The following is a 15,670-nucleotide window of genomic DNA, read 5'->3' as shown; positions in this document are numbered from 1 at the left end:
TTCCCGTCTCGAGGCGGCGGCCCGGCGATGAAAAAATGCCCGCATAGCGGGACCTCGTACCGGGTTTTTGCGGGTTGCGCTCACGCAACGCCATGCTTGTCCAGGTGCCAATTGGCGTTATTGCAACGCACAAATCGCGCTAGGTGCGACAATAGCGTCCTCAATGACAAGCTCTTTCTCCAATCTCCAACTGGCCGAGTCCCTGGCGCGCGCCGTGGCCGACATGGGCTACGAGTCCATGACGCCCATCCAGGCGCAGGCCATTCCGGTTGTTCTGACCGGCAAGGATGTCATGGGCGCAGCCCAGACCGGCACGGGCAAGACGGCAGCGTTCTCGCTGCCGTTGCTGCAGCGGCTGATGCGCCACGAAAATGCCTCCGCTTCGCCTGCACGGCACCCCGTGCGGGCGTTGGTGCTTTTGCCCACGCGCGAACTGGCGGACCAAGTGGCTCAGCAGATCGCCCAGTACGCCAAGTACACCAAGCTGCGCAGCACCGTGGTGTTCGGCGGCATGGACATGAAACCGCAGACGCTGGAACTGAAAAAGGGCGTCGAGGTGCTGGTGGCCACGCCGGGCCGGCTGCTTGACCATATCGAAGCCAAGAACGTGGTGCTCAACCAGGTCGAGTACGTGGTGCTCGACGAGGCGGACCGCATGCTGGACATCGGCTTCCTGCCCGACCTGCAGCGCATCCTGTCCCATCTGCCCAAGACACGTACCACCTTGCTGTTCAGCGCCACCTTCTCGCCCGAGATCAAGCGCCTGGCCGGCAGCTACCTGCAAGACCCCGTCACCATCGAAGTGGCCCGTCCCAACGAGACGGCGTCCACGGTGGAGCAGCGCTTCTACAGCGTCAGCGACGACGACAAGCGCTATGCGCTGCGTTCGCTGCTCAAGCAGCGCGAGATCCGCCAGGCCTTCGTCTTTTCCAACAGCAAGCTGGGCTGCGCCCGCCTGACGCGGGCGCTGGAGCGCGACGGTTTGCGCGCAACGGCGCTGCACGGCGACAAGAGCCAGGACGAGCGCCTGAAGGCGCTTGAAGCCTTCAAGCGCGGCGAGGTCGATCTGCTGGTGTGTACCGATGTCGCGGCCCGCGGCCTGGACATCAAGGACGTGCCGGCCGTCTTCAACTACGACGTGCCCTTCAACGCCGAAGACTATGTGCATCGCATCGGCCGCACGGGCCGCGCAGGCGCCTCCGGCATTGCCGTGACCCTGGTGACCAACCACGATGCGCGCCTGGTGGGCGAGATCGAGAAGCTCATCAAGAAGAAGATCAACGTCGAAACCTGCCCCATGGAAGATTTCCGCGGCAGCGCACCGCGTGGTCACCGTTTCGACGAGCTGCCGCGCCAAGGCGCTGGCGGCGGGTACGGTCGTGAACGGGATCGCGGCGGCGAGCGTGGCGATCGCGGTGCCGATGCCGCACGGGGCAGCACGGGCTTCGGCCATCGCGGCTCGCGCATGGCCCAGCGCCCGGCGCATTCCGACCCCTTCTTCGACAAGCCCTATGAGCCTTCGGCCAGCGCCGACGCCAACTGGGAAAGCCAGCGCGCTGCGCCCAAGGCCGGCGGCAACATCAAGCCCAAGCGCAAGCTGGCGGCGCTGTTCAAGGCACCGGTCGCGCCCGCCGCGCCCGTCGCCACCTCCGAGGTCTGAGCGCCGCACACGCGGCCTGCTTCCCGAATAACGCCTGCCTTGCAGGCGTTTTTTCATGGGTGCACGGGCTGCTCCCGATCAGCCTGGGGCCTGGGCCTGCGGGCAATCCACCTGGATCAGCTCCCTGTCCGCCAGATGGTCGCCGAAGCGCATCATGCTCAGGCAGCCACCCCAGACGCAGCCCGTGTCCAGCGCCACCAGATCGGGCCGGTTGATATGGCCCAGCGTGGACCAGTGGCCAAAGGCAATGGGCACGCCCGCCGTGGCGCGGCCCGGCACATCGAACCAGGGCATGAGTCCTGGCGCCGCCTGCTCTGCCGACTCCGTGCTGTCGAAATCCATGACCCCCTGAGCGCTGCAAAAACGCAGCCGGGTCAGCGCGTTGACGATGACACGCAGCCGTTCCCAGCCCTGCAGATCCGGCGACCAGCGATCGGGCTGGTTGCCGTACATGGCTTGCAGGAAATCCGGCAATTGCGCGCTGCGAAGTACCGTGTGCACCTCGCCTGCAAGGTCCATCACTTCCTGGGCGGTCCACTGCGGCAGCACGCCTGCGTGGACCATCAGCAGCTCATCGCCATGCACCGTGCGGTGGCTGCGCGCCAGCGGCTGCTGTCGCAGCCAGTCCAGCAGCTGGTCACGATCGGGCGCTTGCAGCACCTGGGCCAAGGTGTCGCGGCGGCTGTTGCGGCGCACGCCGTGGGCGGCGGCCAGCAGGTGCAGGTCATGGTTGCCCAGCAGGGCGCGCATGGAGTCGCCGGCGGCCATGCAGGTGCGCAGTACCTTGTCCGATGCCGGGCCGCGATTCACCAGGTCGCCGAGGATGTACAAGGTATCGCGGCTGGCGGAGAAATCCACGCGTTGCAGCAGGCGCTCAAAGGCGTCGTGGCATCCCTGGATATCACCGATACAGTAAAGTGCCATGGTCTTCTTTCTGATATACGAACCATGGATTTTCTGCTGATCGCGTTGCTTACGCTGCTCAATGGGGTGTTTGCAATGTCCGAATTGGCACTGGCCTCCAGCCGCAAGGCTCGGTTGGTGGCACTGGCTGAAACAGGCGACAAGGGGGCGGTGGCGGCACTGGCCTTGCTCGACAACCCCACGCAATTTCTTTCTTCGGTGCAGGTGGGCATCACCTCCATCGGCCTGCTCAACGGTATCCTGGGTGAGGCGGCCTTCAGCGACGGACTGGCCGCATGGCTGTTGGGCCTGGGCGTTCCAGAGCGCGCAGCCAGCATTTCGGCAACGGCAGTCGTCGTGACCGTGATCACCTTCGTCACCATCGTTTTCGGCGAGCTGGTGCCCAAGCGCATCGGCCAGCTCTATCCCGAAACCGTGGCCATCGTGGTCTCGCGGCCCATGACGTGGGTGGCGTCGGCAGCCAAGCCTTTTGTGCGGCTGCTGGCCTTCTCCACCCGCGCCATGCTGACCTTGCTGCGCATCAATGAATCGGCGGCACGCTCCGTGACCGAGGAGGAGATCGCGGCCAGCCTTGCCGAGGGCCGCGATGCCGGCGTCATCGAGGCCAGCGAACACCAGATGGTGCAGAACGTCTTCCATCTCGATGACCGCTCGCTGACGTCGATCATGGTGCCGCGCGGCGATGTGCAATGGCTGGATGCCGACATGACCGTCACCGAGGCATTGCAGGCCTCGGCCGATGACCACGCAAAGGGCGGCCATTCCTGGTATCCGGTGTGCCGCAATTCCCTTGATGACGTGGTCGGCATCATCAGCGTGGCGCGCCTGCTGGCATTGGGTCCCGATGCGGCGGGCTCCACGCTCTACGAGCATGTACTGCCGGCCTCGTTCCTGCCCGAGACGCTCAGCGCCATGGAACTGCTGGAGCAATTGCGTGCCCGATCCGGGCGCATGGTGTTCGTGGTGGATGAATATGGCGTGGTGCAGGGCATCATGACGCCGCGCGATTTGCTGGAGGCGATTACCGGCGAGTTACAGCCTGTGACCGAAACGGAAGCATGGGCCATGCAGCGTGGGGATGGCTCCTGGTTATTGGACGGGCTGATGCCCATATCGGAGCTGAAGGCGCGCCTCGATATTCGTGACCTGCCCGATGAGCACCGTGGCCGATACAACACCGTTGCCGGCCTTCTCATGGCGGAAAGCGGTCATTTGCCGGTTCTGGGAGAGCGGATCAGCTGCGCGGGCTGGATCTTCGAGGTGATTGATCTCGATGGCAAACGCATTGACAAGGTGCTTGCCATTTCGGAATTATCCGAAGGCTCCTCGCTGCAATAGGCAACTGCGATATTGTGGATTTTGCTTACATGCGTCTTGCCCTGTAGGGCGATTATGTTTTTATAATGAAAGCTCTTAAACAACTTTCAAGGCGCACACCATGAGCTCTTACAAGGAATTGCTGAAGCAGCGACAGGAACTGGAGCAACAGATCCAGGAAGCGCGCAAGCGTGAACTGTCTGACGCCGTGGGCAAGGTTCGCAATTTGATTGCCGAATATGGCCTGACTGCGGATGACGTCTTTCCTTCGGCTCGTGGTCGCGGCAATGCGGGTGCAACGGGCACCAAGGTGGCGCCCAAGTACCGTGATCCCGCCACTGGCCAGACCTGGACCGGACGCGGCAAGCCGCCGAAGTGGATTCAGAATCAGGACCGCGAAAAGTTCGTCATCTGATTTTTCCATCGCGCATGTTGAAAGAGCCCGCCTTGTGCGGGCTTTTTTCATTGGCACGGTCATTTGTCAAAAATTGACTCGGTTGAGAATGACTATCATGCGCTGTGCAAAGCGTGGGCCTGTGCACGGACATTGCGCGGCGGCGATGCCGGGGTCGATTCCTGACGGTAACGCAAAATGCACAGTGCCAGTGATGCACCTTGCGGCAGTTTGGAGCATGCGAGGTGTGTGTTTCCGGGTCTTGGCGTCTCAACGCATGGCGGATGCATGCGTGTTTCAGACAAATCCGATGATTTTTTGATTTTCTTCAGTGGTGGCCGACTTGAATATCCAGGCACCAGCCACCACGGGCGAAGGCAGGGGCACAATACGCGCATGAACAAGCAGGTGTTGATTGCCGGCGGCGGCATTGGTGGCCTGGCTGCCGCGATTGGTGCATCGCGGGCGGGCTGGGAAGTGCGTCTTTTCGAACAGGCACGCGTGCTCAGCGAAGTGGGGGCTGGAATCCAGCTGGGGCCGAATGTGGTGCGCCGCCTGCAGGCCTGGGGCCTGCAAAAGCCGCTGCAGCAGGTGGTGGCGCTGCCGGACAGCCTGCGGGTGCGCAGCGCCGCCACAGGGCAGGAACTGGGGCACATGCCTCTGGGCAGCGAGGCCGTGCATCGCTACGGCGCTGCCTACGCCACCATCCACCGGGCCGATCTGCAGCAGCTGCTGAAGGAAGCCGCTCAGACTTATCCGGGCATGCACCTGAACCTGGGCCAGCCCATTGAAGGCTTTTCCGAAACGGACGGCGTGGTCACCGTGCGAACCCAGGCCGGCAAGCTGATCGAAGGCGATGCCCTGGTCGCCGCCGACGGCGTGCGCAGCGTCCTGCGCCAGCAGCTTCTGGGCGACGGCCCGCCGCGTGTCACCGGGCACCTGGCCTACCGCGCCCTGGTGCACCAGGCCCAGTTGCCCAAGCGGCTGCGGGCCACTGATGTCACGGCCTGGCTGGGCTCGCGCATGCATGCCATCCAGTACCCTGTGCGCCGGGGCGAGCTGCAGAACCTGGTGGTCATCGTCCAGGGCCCGGCGCCCGAGGACCTGGCGAACTGGGACCACGCGGGCAATCTCGATGATCTGGTGCGGGTGCTGCAGGGCAGCTGCCCGCACCTGCTGGACCTGGTCCAGCATGTGCCTGCCGCTGGCGGTGACTGGCGGCTGTGGCCGGTGGGCGATCGCCCGCCCGTGCAATCGGCCGCGCAGATGGCGCGCGGCGTGGTGGCGCTGCTGGGCGATGCCGCCCACCCCATGCGCCCCTATCTGGCCCAGGGCGCCGGCATGGCGATTGAAGATGCAGCGGAGCTGCAGCGCGCCCTGTCCATGCATGACCTGGATGTGAACATGCGCCTGCGCCGCTACGCGCTCAATCGCTGGCAGCGCAATGCGCGCGTGCAGGCGCGCTCGCAGCGCAATGGCCGCATCTTCCATGCCACGGGTCCCGTGCGCTGGGGGCGTGACCTGTCGCTGCGCCTGCTGGGCTCCCGGCTGATGGATCTGCCCTGGCTGTACCGTGGCGATGGCTCGGCCGCCAACGCCTTGTAGAGGCACAGACTCCGGCCGCTAGGCGGATGCCTGGCGCAGCAGCGGCGAGGAGGGCAGGAAACGGAACGCGGTTGACGCACCGACGAGGGTGGCCGCAATCGAGATCATCACGGCCTTGTAGGGCTCCACGCCCCAGGCCTCGGCCCAGGCCGCCACCCAGCCCGTGAACCATTGCACCAGGGCCACGCCCAGGAACATGGCCATGGTGAACAGCGACAGCGCGCGGCCGGTCATCTCGGGCGGGTAGGAAGCGCGCACATCGGCGTACTGCAGCACCGAATAGCCCGACAGCAGGCCCATGGCGAAGATCAGCGCCACATTGGTCCAGCCATGGTGCAAAAAGGCCATGAGCATGAACAGGCTGCCCATGAGCAGCGAGTAATTGGTGAGCCAGCGCCGGCGCCGCCCTGGGCCGGGATCCATGCGCCCGAAAATCGCGGGGCTGAACAGCGAGATCATCGATACGACCAGCGCCACATTGCCGCTTTCCACCAGCGAAAAGCCATAGCGATGGATGAGCAGCGGCCCCAGCCACAGGCCGCGCAGCGCCAGAAACGATGCATAGCAGGCCATGGCCAGGAGGACGATACCCAGGGTGTGCGGCAGCGTGAACAGCTCGGCCATGCGGCGTGCCGCCACGCCCCAGCTTTCCCGTGCGGCGGTCTGTGCTCCGCGGCGGGCGGGCTCGTGCACGCGCCACCAGATCAGCAGCCACGACAGGGCCGACATCACGGCCAGCAGCGCAAAGCCCGAGCGCCAGCCGAAATGCTGGACCAGCCAGGCCAGCGGCGTGCCTGTGAACAGCAGCCCCAAGCCGCCCAAGCCCATGCCCACGCCCGACAGAAAGGCGAAGCGGTCCATGGGAAAGTGGCGCGAGATGAACATGGTGCAGGCCAGGAAGGCCGGCGAGCAGCCCACGCCGATCAGCAACTGGCCCACCATCAGCCAGCCGTAATTGGGTGCGGCGGCAGACAGGGCCGATCCCGCGATCGCCAGCGGAAACGACAGCAGCACCGTGCGGCGCAGGCCGTAGAGATCCATGCCGATGCCCATGAGCAGCTGGGCCACGCCGAAGGACAGTCCGAACAGGCCCGCAAAGGCCCCCAGCGACTGGGCCGTAAGCCCGAAATCCTGCTGCAGGCCGGTCGCCATGACCGAGGTCGTGGTGCGAAAGGCCTGGCTCAGCGCAAAGGCCGAGAGCAGGGCCAGCAGCATGGCCCACAGCAGCTGGCTGCGTGGCGGCGGTGCTGCGGTGGAGGTCTGCGAAGCCTCTGTGTGTGTGTTGTTGTGTGGGGGCTGTTGCGGCGCTGCGGACACGGTATTTCTCCTGGCGCCGCAGCTTACCCGTTTGCGCGCCTGCGCGCTGTCGCCACCGCAGCGGTCTGCCGTCGGTGGCGCCCGCCAGTTCTTACAGCTCGGTGCGCAGCGCCCAGATTTCGGGGAACAGCACCACGTCCAGCATCTTGCGCAAATAGCTGACGCCGCCGGTGCCGCCCGTGCCGCGCTTGAAGCCGATGACGCGCTCCACCGTGGTCAGATGGCGGAAGCGCCACAGGCGGAAGGCGTCCTCGATGTCGGCCAGCTTTTCGCCGAGCTGGTACAGGTCCCAGTGCTGGTGGGGATCGCGGTAGACCGTGATCCAGGCCTGCTTGACGCCTTCGCTGGCCTCGTAGGGCTGGGTCCAGTCGCGCTCCAGCCGGTCGGCGGGCACCTCGATGCCCTCGCGCGCCAGCAGTTGCAGGGACACGTCGTAGAGCGAGGGCGAGCGCCATGCCGCCTCCACCTGGGCCAGCAGGTCGGGCCGGTGGGCATGGGGCTGGAGCATGGCGGCGTTCTTGTTGCCCAGCGAAAACTCGATGCAGCGGTACTGGTAGCTCTGGAAGCCGCTGGAGTTGGCCAGGTAGGGACGCATGGCCGTGTACTCGGGCGGCGTCATGGTGGACAGCACGGTCCAGGCGCTGACCAGCTGCTCCATGATGCGGCTGACGCGGGCCAGCATCTTGAAGGCGTCGGCGCGCGTGCCGCCGGCGATGGCGGCCGTGGCGGCGCGGACCTCGTGCAGCATCAGCTTCATCCACAGCTCGCTGGTCTGGTGCTGGATGATGAACAGCATCTCGTCATGCGCGGGCGACAGCGGGTGCTGGGCCGTGAGGATCTGGTCCAGGTGCAGGTAATCGCCATAGCTCATGGACTGGCTGAAGTCCAGCTGGGCGCGCTCCTCTTTGACGATGGATTCGGTGCGGCCGGGGCTGTTCATGGGACAGCCGGAGTGTTCGGTGGTCATGTGGGAGTCTCGCAAGTCTCGATGCGGAAAATGCAGGGCGCAGCGTAACCGAATCCCGCGCAGCAATCCTGCGGCTTGCAAGAAGCGGGATGCGCGTCCGCGCCGGGCTGCGTAGAGTAGGGCATCCGATGACCCTGAAAGACATGCCGTGTCCCACCAAGCCATGAATCAAGCCAGCGATGCCCCTGCCAACCCCGCTGCCCTGGTGGCCCGATGCTGCCGCTGGCTGGAGACCGAGGAGCCGCCCCCCGCCCTGGGCGCGCTGGCAGAACGCTCGGGGCTGAGCCCCTGGCAGCTGCACCGATTGTTCAAGCAGGCCACGGGCCTCACGCCCAAGGCCTATGCCAAGGCGCACCGCGCGCGTGCGCTGCGCCAGGCGCTGCAGCCAGGCCAGAGCGACTCGGTCACCGATGCCGCCTACCTCAGCGGCTATGCGGCCAGCAGCAGTTTCTACCGCGACGCAGGCGCCATGCTGGGCATGGCGCCCGGTGACTACCGGCGCGGCGGCATGCGCCAGACCATCCGCTTTGCGGTGGCCGAATGCACGCTGGGCAGCATCCTGGTGGCCAGCACCGATCGCGGCGTGTGCTGCGTGCTGCTGGGCGACGATGCCGAGGCCCTGGTCCAGGACCTGCAGCAGCGCTTTCCGCTGGCCGAACTGGTGGGCGGCGATGCCGGATTCGAGCACACCGTGGCCCAGGTCGTGGCCCTGGTCGAGCAGCCGCGCCGGGGCCTGGCACTGCCGCTGGATGTGCAGGGCACGGCCTTCCAGCAGCGCGTATGGCAGGCGCTGTGCGCCATTCCCGCCGGGCAGACGCTGAGCTATTCGGAACTGGCCCTGCGCCTGGGCATGCCCACGGGTGCCCGGGCCGTGGCCAGCGCCGTCGCGGCCAACCCCATTGCCGTGGCCGTGCCCTGCCACCGCGTGGTGCGCAACGACGGCAGCATCTCCGGCTACCGCTGGGGCGTGGAGCGCAAGCGCGCCTTGCTGCTGCGCGAGGCGCGCCAGGCGCAGGAGGCGTCTGGCAAGGACGCTGGGCACGCACCGCTGCGCCAGGCAGGAAGCGCATGAGCGGGCAGGGGCAGGGGCGAGGGCGTGGCACCGGCCAGACCTATCGGGCGCAGCAGCAACTGACGCTGCCGGCCGGCTACCGCATGACCGAGTTCTGGGGCTTTCACCGGCGCGATGCCCAGCGCCTGTCCGAATGCGATCTGCAGGATGGCGGCACCATCCGCATGCACAAGGGCCTGATGTGGAAAGGCCTTCCCACGCTGCTCACCCTGGAGCTGACGCCGCAGTGCGAAGAGGCGGCCGTGGTGCAGGCCCGATGGCGCCTGCCCGCCGGTGCAGGCGCAATCACCGGCATGGACGATGTGCTGGCCGCCATGCTGCGGCGCATGTTCGGACTGTCCCAGGATGTGGGCGAATTCGAGCGCCGCTTTGGCCGCCATGAGCGGCTGGGACCGCTGCTGGCGCGCCAGCGGGGCCTGCATGTGCCCGCGGCCTGCACGCCCTGGGAGGCGCTGAGCTGGGCCGTCACCGGGCAGCAGATCAGCGTGGCGGCAGCCGTGTCGCTGCGCCGCCGCCTGATCGCTGCAGCCGGCCAGCCGGTGGCGCTGCACGATGGCCATGCCGACGCGCCGCAGCAGCTGTGGTGCATGCCGGAGGCCGCGCAGGTGGCGCAGCTGAGCGAGGACGACCTGCGCGCGGCCGGCTTTTCCCGGAGCAAGACCCATACGCTGCGCCTGCTGGCGCATGCCGTGCAGGCGGGCGAACTGCCGCTGGACGATTGGGCCGCCATGCCCGAGCTGCCCGCCAGCGAGATCAGCCGGCGGCTGCTGGCCCTCAAGGGCGTCGGCCCGTGGACCGTGAACTACATGCTGCTGCGCGGCTATGGCCACCTGGACGGCCCGTTGCACGGCGATGTGGCCGTGCGCCGCGCCCTGGCGCGGCTGCTGGAGACGGAATCCGTGGACGCCGCGCAGACCGAGTTGTGGCTGCGGGACTTCGCGCCCTGGCGCGCCCTGGTCGCGGCCCATCTCTGGGCCTCGCTGTCGTCCACGGCGTTCTGAAGGGCTGGCTCCAGGCTTCAGGTCACCGCATTGACGCGGTTGAACTCCGGCTTGCGCCATTCGCCCGATTCCAGCACCTGGCGCAGGTGCTCCACGGCATGCCAGACATCTTCGAATCCCACGTACAGCGGCGTGAAGCCGAAGCGCAGGATGTCCTTGTGCAGGCCCGTGCCGTCTCCCTTGCGGAAGTCGCCGATCACGCCGCGTGCGATCAGCGCCTGCACGATGGCATAGGCGCCGCTGTCCTTGCCGTCCACGCCCAGCCCTTCCTCGCGCGTGAGGCAGACCTGGGAGCCGCGCCGGCCGTGCTCGCGCGGCGTGGCCAGGCCCAGGCCGTGGCCCTGGCAACGTTCCTCGACCAGGGCGATGAACAGGTCGGTCAGTGCCAGCGACTTGTTGCGCAGCGCGTCCATGCCGCCCAGCGGCTCCACGGCCGTGAACACGTCCAGGCCGCACTGCAGCACGCTCAGGCTGACCATGGGCTGGGTGCCGCACAGGTAGCGCTGTATGCCCTGGGCCGGGTGGTAGTCCGGCACGAACTTGAAAGGCTCGGCATGGCCGAACCAGCCCGACAGCGGCTGCCAGAAGCGGTTGATCAGGCGCGGATGGGCCCAGACAAAGGCCGGCGCACCGGGGCCGCCGTTGAGGTACTTGTAGCTGCAGCCGATGGCGAAGTCGGCATTCGCGCCCTTGAGATCGACAGGCACGGCGCCCGCGCTGTGGCACAGGTCCCAGACGCAGAGAATGCCCTTGCCCTGCGCGGCAGCCGTCACGGCAGCCATGTCGTGCATGGCGCCCGTGCGGTAGTTCACATGGGTGAGCATGCAGATGGCCACCTCGTCGGTCAGCGCACCGGCAATCTCCTCGGGTTCGAGCAGCACCAGCTCCAGGCCGTATTCCTGGCAGACCGACTGGGCGATGTAGAGGTCGGTGGGGAAGTTGCTGCGCTCGCTGATCAGGCGCTTGCGCTGCGGAGCGTCCTCGCGCGCGATGCGGGCCGCCGCCGTCAGCACCTTGTAGAGGTTGATGGAGGCCGTGTCGGTGAACACCAGCTCGCCCGCGCCCACGCCCAGCCAGGGGGCGAACTGGTCGCCCAGGCGCTGGGGCAGGCTGATCCAGCCGGCGTCGTTCCACGAGCGGATCAGGCCCTGCGCCCATTCCTGCTGCACCACCTCGGCCACGCGCGCGGCGGCGGCGCGGGGGCTGGCGCCCAGCGAATTGCCGTCAAGGTAGATCACGCCTTCGGGCAGCGTGAATTGGTCGCGCAGGGCGCGCAGCGGGTCTTGCGCATCGAGGGTGAGGCAGTCTTGCAGGCTCGTCACGGGGTCTCCTTGGGTATGGAAAAGGCGAAAGGCGAAAGGTGCGGCCCGGGAATCAGGCCAGGGCACGCAGCACGGCGCGCACGGGCGAGGCATCGGCCTCGACCAGCTTGAGCGGCAGGGCGATGAGCTCGTAGTCGCCCTCGGCCACCTCGTCCAGCACCAGGTTCTCCAGCACGCGCAGGCCGCGCCGGCGGATCACCTGGTGGCTGTCCAGGCTCTTGCTGCTGGCCGGGTCGATGCTGGCCGTGTCTATGCCGATGAGCTTCACGCCCAGGTCGGCCAGACGCTCGACCGTGGCCGGTGCATAGGCTGCCAGTTCCTGGTCCCAGGTGGCGGGGGCGCGCTCGTAGGTGCGCACCAGCACGCGTGCCGGAAGATGCTCCACGGCGTGGGCGATGTGCTCCCATTCGACCAGCGGTCCCTTGCCGATGGCGTGGATCACGCGGCAGGGGCCGAGGAAGGCGTCGAGATCCACGTTGCCGATGGATGCCCCGTCGGCGTCATAGTGCAGCGGTGCATCGGCATGCGCTCCCACATGGGGCGACAGCGTGATGGCGCTGACATTGACCGGGCAGCCCGGCCCGATGGTGGCGCACCATTGCTGGCTGTAGGCCGTGTCGCCGGGAAAGACGGGGCTGGCGGCCTGCACGGCCGGGGAGATGTCCCAGAGTCTGCGGGTCATGGTTTCACTCCTTCGGGGCGGTTCGGGCGGCCTGTGCGCGCGGCCGGTACCACAGCGCATACACCAGGGCCAGCAGGCCCAGGAAGGGCAGGCCCGTGAGCAGCGTCATGTGGAAGACCTCGGTGAAATAGGTGGTGACGATCACGCCCAGCATCAGCGCGGCGCCGGCCAGCGTGAACAGCGGATAGCCCCACATGCGGAACTGCAGGCGCTGGCCCGGATGCTCGCGCGACCAGCGCGCGCGGAAAAACAGATGGGTCACGAAGATCATGAACCAGGTGAACATGGCGCCGAACATGGACACGGACATCATCCACAGCAGCGAGCCTTCGGGCTTCCACAGGTTCACGGCCACGGCCACGGCAATGCCCAGGCAGGAGATGGCAATCGCCGCCACGGGCACGCCGCGGCTGTTCAGCCGCCCGAACACCGAGGGCGCATAGCCGCCGCGCGACAGGCTGAACATCATGCGCGAGGTCACATACAGCTGGCTGTTCATGGCCGACAGCGCGGCCACCAGCACCACGAAGTTGATGATGCTGGCAGCGCCCGGGATGCCGATGATCTCCATCACCTTCACGAAGGGGCTCTTGTCCGTGCCGGCCTGCTGCCAGGGCACGATGGCCAGCATCAGCGCCAGCGTCAGCAGGTAGAAGATCACCAGGCGCGCCATGGTGGTGCGAAAGGCCCGGGTGATGGCGCGCTTGGGGTCCTCGGCCTCGCCGGCCGCCACGGCCACGGCCTCCAGGCTCAGGTAGCTGAAGATGGCGATGATCACGGCCACCCAGGTGCCCCACAGGCCCTTGGGGAAGAAGCCGCCATCGGCCGTGTAGTTGAAAAAGCCGATGCCCTGGGGCTGCGAGCCGAACACCACCCAGGCGCCGATCAGGATGAAGGCCACGATGGCGATGATCTTGACCATGGAAAAGCCGTACTCCACCTGGCCGAAGGCCTTGACGCTGCTGGCGTTGACGGCCACCAGCGCGCCCGAGAACACCACCACCCAGATCCAGCGCGGCACGTCGGGGAACCAGTAGCCCATGTAGATGCCTATGGCCGTCACCTCCATGCCCACGGCCAGCACCACGGCGGCCCAGTAGGCATAGCGGACCATGAAGCCGGCCATCGGGCTGATGTAGTGCTCGGCATAGGCGCCGAACGAGCCCGAGGTCGGATGGGCCACCGTCATCTCGGCCAGGCAGCCCATGAGCAGCAGCGAGATCAGCGCGCCGATGGCGTAGCTGACCAGCACGCTGGGGCCGGCGAATCCGATGGCGAAGGCGCTGCCCATGAAAAGGCCGGTGCCGATGGCGCCTCCGATGGCGATCATCACCATCTGGGCGGCGGACAGCTGCTGGCGCAGGCCGGTTTCTCGTTGCTGAATGTCTTGGAAGGCGGCCATGGTGCGCGGCGGTTGGGGGCTGAAAGCGGAAGGCGTAAGTATCTGCGCTTTCACCGCCGGCCCCGGGCTGGCCGCTGCAAAACCATGGGAGGGTCCGGCTCAGGCTCCGCGTGCGTAGCAGCCCGGCGTCAGCGCATGGTGGGCCTTGAAGGCGCGCTGCAGGTGGGCCTGGTCGGCAAAGCCCATGGCATAGGCCGCATCGGACAGCGCCGCCCCCGTGGCCAGCAGGCGGCGCGCGCCGTTGATGCGCAGGTTCAGGCGGTAGCTGCCGGGCGTCATGCCCGTGGCCGCCTTGAAGCGGCGGATGAAGCGCGTGGCGCTCATGCCGCATTCCTGGGCCAGGGACTGCACGGTCAGGCCTGCATCGGGTCCTGCATGCAGGCGCTGCAGCGCGGGGGCCAGGGCCGCCGCATCGCCGGGCAGGGGCAAGGCTGCGGGCTGGGCACAGCGGTCCAGCAGGTGCTCCAGGCCCAGGGCCAGGCGGTCGGCGGCGGCCGCGCCATCGACGGGGCGGCACAGGCCATCCACCAGGCGGGCGATGTCCGCATCCGTGAGCGTGCGCCGGGGAAAGCGCAGCGCGGCCACGCCCAGCCGCGCGTGCAGCCAGTCGGCATCGACAAACAGCATGCGGTAGGACCATGGCGCGCCGGGGTCGGGATTGCAGGCATGCCAGGCGCCGGGCTCGATCAGCACCACGCCGCCCGCCTCCACGGGCTGCGGGCCGTGGGCATGGTGGAACACGGTGCGGCCCGCGTCCACGATGCCGAACGAGTACTCGGCATGCATGTGCAGCCGAAAGCAATGCGGCGAGCGCGCGCTGTCGCGCAGCTCGGCCCAGGGAGCGGCCGGATGGCGGTGGAATCGGTGGGGAGAGGCTGAAGTCATGGCGGCCAGCCATCATGCCAGCATGGCCGCCACGCTGGCGACCAGCAGCAGGGCCAGCAGGCGGTGGAACAGGCGCTGGCGGCGTTCGGTGCGCAGCCAGCCCGAAAGCAGCTGCCCCAGCAGCGCCCAGCTGCCGACCCCCACCAGGCAGGCCAGCAGCGAGATGGCGCAAAACTGCAGCAGCGCCCACGGCGCATTCGCATGGGGCAGCACGAACAGGCCCACGCCGGCCAGCGCCACCAGCCAGGCCTTGGGGTTGAGCGTCTGCACGGCCGTGCCCTGCAACAGCGCTTGCAGCAAGGCCTGCAGCGTGCGCTGCGATCCGGCCTGCTGCTGCGCACCGGCCTGGCCCACAGGCGCGTTGGCCAGCCGCCAGGCCAGCCACAGCAGATAGGCGGCGCACAGCCACTGTGCGGCCGCAGACAGTTGCGGCAGCGTCTGCAGCAGCCACTGTGCGCCCTGGCCCATGACCCAGACCACGGCCGCATAGCTGGCGCTGGCGCCCAGCACATAGGCGGCAGAGACCAGGCGCGAGCGCGCTGCGCCGTGGCGCAGGGCCAGCACATTGACGGGGCCTGGCGTGATGGCGCCCACGAGGGTGAAGACGCCCATGGCGAGCAGCGAGGAGGACATGAGATTTCGCGCGGACGCAGGACTGCACAAGGCCCGCAGTCTCGTCCCGCACGCCGGCCCTGTATTGAACGCAATTGCGGGGCGCCGGCATGTCCGTCACATCCTCTAGGGGAGCATGGCGTAGGCCACGATCTCCAGCTTCATGCCCGGCACCACCAGCGCCGAAATCCCCATGCTGGAGCGGTTGGGATAGGGCGCCTCGAAGAACTCGCGGTACACGGCGTCGATGGCCGGCATGTCGGCCACGTCGGTCATGTAGATAAGCACCTGGGTCACATGCGCCAGCGTGCCGCCTGCGGCCTGCAGCGCGTTGCGCAGGTTGGTGAAGGTCAGGCGCGCCTGCTGTCCGATGGGGCCGGTGTCGATGCTGCCGTCGGGCCGCACGGGGCCGTGGGCCGTGAACAGCATCTGCCCGCTGGCCTTGACGGCCCAGGAGAAGGGCTGCTTGAGCGGCGGCAGTCCCACGTCGATGATTTGCTTCATGGATTT

15 protein-coding genes are annotated in these 15,670 nt (G+C 67.3%); 6 read left to right on the top strand and 9 right to left on the bottom strand.

Annotated elements, in window-relative coordinates:
* The first annotated feature begins 163 nt into the window (after nt 1-163).
* A complete protein-coding gene (locus ACF8LI_RS20835) occupies nt 164-1,660 on the top strand; it encodes a DEAD/DEAH box helicase (protein WP_016452606.1) in 1,497 nt (498 codons plus the stop codon).
* Between the two features lie 78 nt (nt 1,661-1,738).
* Here the strand turns inward: ACF8LI_RS20835 and ACF8LI_RS20830 are convergent, their stop codons facing one another.
* A complete protein-coding gene (locus ACF8LI_RS20830; protein WP_016449006.1) occupies nt 1,739-2,584 on the bottom strand; it encodes a symmetrical bis(5'-nucleosyl)-tetraphosphatase in 846 nt (281 codons plus the stop codon).
* Nucleotides 2,585-2,608: 24 nt separating this feature from the next.
* Between ACF8LI_RS20830 and ACF8LI_RS20825 the strand changes: the two genes are divergently transcribed.
* From ACF8LI_RS20825 to ACF8LI_RS20815, 3 genes are all read left to right on the top strand, one after another.
* On the top strand, nt 2,609-3,922 hold the full coding sequence (locus ACF8LI_RS20825; protein WP_016449005.1) for a hemolysin family protein: 1,314 nt from the start codon (nt 2,609-2,611) through the stop codon (nt 3,920-3,922).
* Nucleotides 3,923-4,022: 100 nt separating this feature from the next.
* Complete coding sequence (locus tag ACF8LI_RS20820) at nt 4,023-4,316, top strand: H-NS histone family protein (RefSeq protein ID WP_016449004.1); 294 nt, start codon at nt 4,023-4,025, stop codon at nt 4,314-4,316.
* Nucleotides 4,317-4,691: 375 nt separating this feature from the next.
* On the top strand, nt 4,692-5,900 hold the full coding sequence (locus tag ACF8LI_RS20815) for an FAD-dependent monooxygenase (protein ID WP_016449003.1): 1,209 nt from the start codon (nt 4,692-4,694) through the stop codon (nt 5,898-5,900).
* 18 nt (nt 5,901-5,918) lie between these two features.
* On the opposite strand, the gene ACF8LI_RS20810 is transcribed toward ACF8LI_RS20815, so the two are convergent.
* The gene (locus tag ACF8LI_RS20810) at nt 5,919-7,217 is read right to left on the bottom strand and encodes an MFS transporter (RefSeq protein WP_312840149.1); all 1,299 of its coding nucleotides are present in this window, start codon (nt 7,215-7,217) and stop codon (nt 5,919-5,921) included.
* A 91-nt stretch (nt 7,218-7,308) separates the two neighbouring features.
* A complete protein-coding gene (kynA, locus tag ACF8LI_RS20805; RefSeq protein WP_034365327.1) occupies nt 7,309-8,184 on the bottom strand; it encodes a tryptophan 2,3-dioxygenase in 876 nt (291 codons plus the stop codon).
* 163 nt (nt 8,185-8,347) lie between these two features.
* On the opposite strand from kynA, the gene ada reads away from it, so the two are divergent.
* On the top strand, nt 8,348-9,256 hold the full coding sequence (gene ada, locus ACF8LI_RS20800; RefSeq protein ID WP_016449000.1) for a bifunctional DNA-binding transcriptional regulator/O6-methylguanine-DNA methyltransferase Ada: 909 nt from the start codon (nt 8,348-8,350) through the stop codon (nt 9,254-9,256).
* Nucleotides 9,253-10,257, top strand: a complete 1,005-nt coding sequence (locus tag ACF8LI_RS20795; RefSeq protein ID WP_312840150.1) for a DNA-3-methyladenine glycosylase 2 family protein — start codon at nt 9,253-9,255, stop codon at nt 10,255-10,257. Before ada ends, ACF8LI_RS20795 begins: the two co-directional genes overlap by 4 nt.
* A 17-nt stretch (nt 10,258-10,274) precedes the next feature.
* Here the strand turns inward: ACF8LI_RS20795 and kynU are convergent, their stop codons facing one another.
* The 6 genes from kynU to ACF8LI_RS20765 all read right to left on the bottom strand — a co-directional run bounded on the left by kynU (nt 10,275) and on the right by ACF8LI_RS20765 (nt 15,664).
* Nucleotides 10,275-11,579, bottom strand: coding sequence for a kynureninase (kynU, locus tag ACF8LI_RS20790; protein ID WP_016448998.1), 1,305 nt, complete (start codon nt 11,577-11,579; stop codon nt 10,275-10,277).
* Nucleotides 11,580-11,631: 52 nt separating this feature from the next.
* Nucleotides 11,632-12,261, bottom strand: coding sequence for an arylformamidase (kynB, locus tag ACF8LI_RS20785; protein ID WP_203399830.1), 630 nt, complete (start codon nt 12,259-12,261; stop codon nt 11,632-11,634).
* Between the two features lie 4 nt (nt 12,262-12,265).
* Nucleotides 12,266-13,663 carry an amino acid permease gene (locus ACF8LI_RS20780; RefSeq protein WP_016448996.1) on the bottom strand — a complete coding sequence of 466 codons (1,398 nt, stop codon included), beginning with the start codon at nt 13,661-13,663 and terminating at the stop codon, nt 12,266-12,268.
* 99 nt (nt 13,664-13,762) lie between these two features.
* Nucleotides 13,763-14,548, bottom strand: a complete 786-nt coding sequence (locus ACF8LI_RS20775) for an AraC family transcriptional regulator (protein WP_252652454.1) — start codon at nt 14,546-14,548, stop codon at nt 13,763-13,765.
* A gap of 12 nt (nt 14,549-14,560) precedes the next feature.
* The gene (locus tag ACF8LI_RS20770) at nt 14,561-15,181 is read right to left on the bottom strand and encodes a LysE family translocator (RefSeq protein ID WP_034365336.1); all 621 of its coding nucleotides are present in this window, start codon (nt 15,179-15,181) and stop codon (nt 14,561-14,563) included.
* Nucleotides 15,182-15,286: 105 nt separating this feature from the next.
* Nucleotides 15,287-15,664 (bottom strand): RidA family protein, encoded by a 378-nt coding sequence (locus tag ACF8LI_RS20765; RefSeq protein ID WP_016452594.1) that lies wholly within the window; start codon nt 15,662-15,664, stop codon nt 15,287-15,289.
* Between the last annotated feature and the right edge of the window lie 6 nt (nt 15,665-15,670).

The organism is Delftia sp. WSY_12 (assembly GCF_043104645.1).
Classification (GTDB): domain Bacteria; phylum Pseudomonadota; class Gammaproteobacteria; order Burkholderiales; family Burkholderiaceae_C; genus Comamonas; species Comamonas tsuruhatensis.
This window is presented reverse-complemented; position numbering and strand designations above follow the sequence as displayed.

Excerpts from the sequence above, each read along its gene's own strand:
- ada (WP_016449000.1), top strand. The coding sequence starts at position 8,348 with ATGAATCAAGCCAGCGATGCCCCTGCCAACCCCGCTGCCCTGGTGGCC.
- kynA (WP_034365327.1), bottom strand. The coding sequence starts at position 8,184 with ATGACCACCGAACACTCCGGCTGTCCCATGAACAGCCCCGGCCGCACC.
- ACF8LI_RS20775 (WP_252652454.1), bottom strand. The coding sequence starts at position 14,548 with ATGACTTCAGCCTCTCCCCACCGATTCCACCGCCATCCGGCCGCTCCC.
- ACF8LI_RS20780 (WP_016448996.1), bottom strand. The coding sequence starts at position 13,663 with ATGGCCGCCTTCCAAGACATTCAGCAACGAGAAACCGGCCTGCGCCAG.
- ACF8LI_RS20820 (WP_016449004.1), top strand. The coding sequence starts at position 4,023 with ATGAGCTCTTACAAGGAATTGCTGAAGCAGCGACAGGAACTGGAGCAA.
- ACF8LI_RS20835 (WP_016452606.1), top strand. The coding sequence starts at position 164 with ATGACAAGCTCTTTCTCCAATCTCCAACTGGCCGAGTCCCTGGCGCGC.
- ACF8LI_RS20770 (WP_034365336.1), bottom strand. The coding sequence starts at position 15,181 with ATGTCCTCCTCGCTGCTCGCCATGGGCGTCTTCACCCTCGTGGGCGCC.
- ACF8LI_RS20795 (WP_312840150.1), top strand. The coding sequence starts at position 9,253 with ATGAGCGGGCAGGGGCAGGGGCGAGGGCGTGGCACCGGCCAGACCTAT.
- ACF8LI_RS20825 (WP_016449005.1), top strand. The coding sequence starts at position 2,609 with ATGGATTTTCTGCTGATCGCGTTGCTTACGCTGCTCAATGGGGTGTTT.
- kynB (WP_203399830.1), bottom strand. The coding sequence starts at position 12,261 with ATGACCCGCAGACTCTGGGACATCTCCCCGGCCGTGCAGGCCGCCAGC.
- ACF8LI_RS20765 (WP_016452594.1), bottom strand. The coding sequence starts at position 15,664 with ATGAAGCAAATCATCGACGTGGGACTGCCGCCGCTCAAGCAGCCCTTC.
- ACF8LI_RS20815 (WP_016449003.1), top strand. The coding sequence starts at position 4,692 with ATGAACAAGCAGGTGTTGATTGCCGGCGGCGGCATTGGTGGCCTGGCT.
- ACF8LI_RS20830 (WP_016449006.1), bottom strand. The coding sequence starts at position 2,584 with ATGGCACTTTACTGTATCGGTGATATCCAGGGATGCCACGACGCCTTT.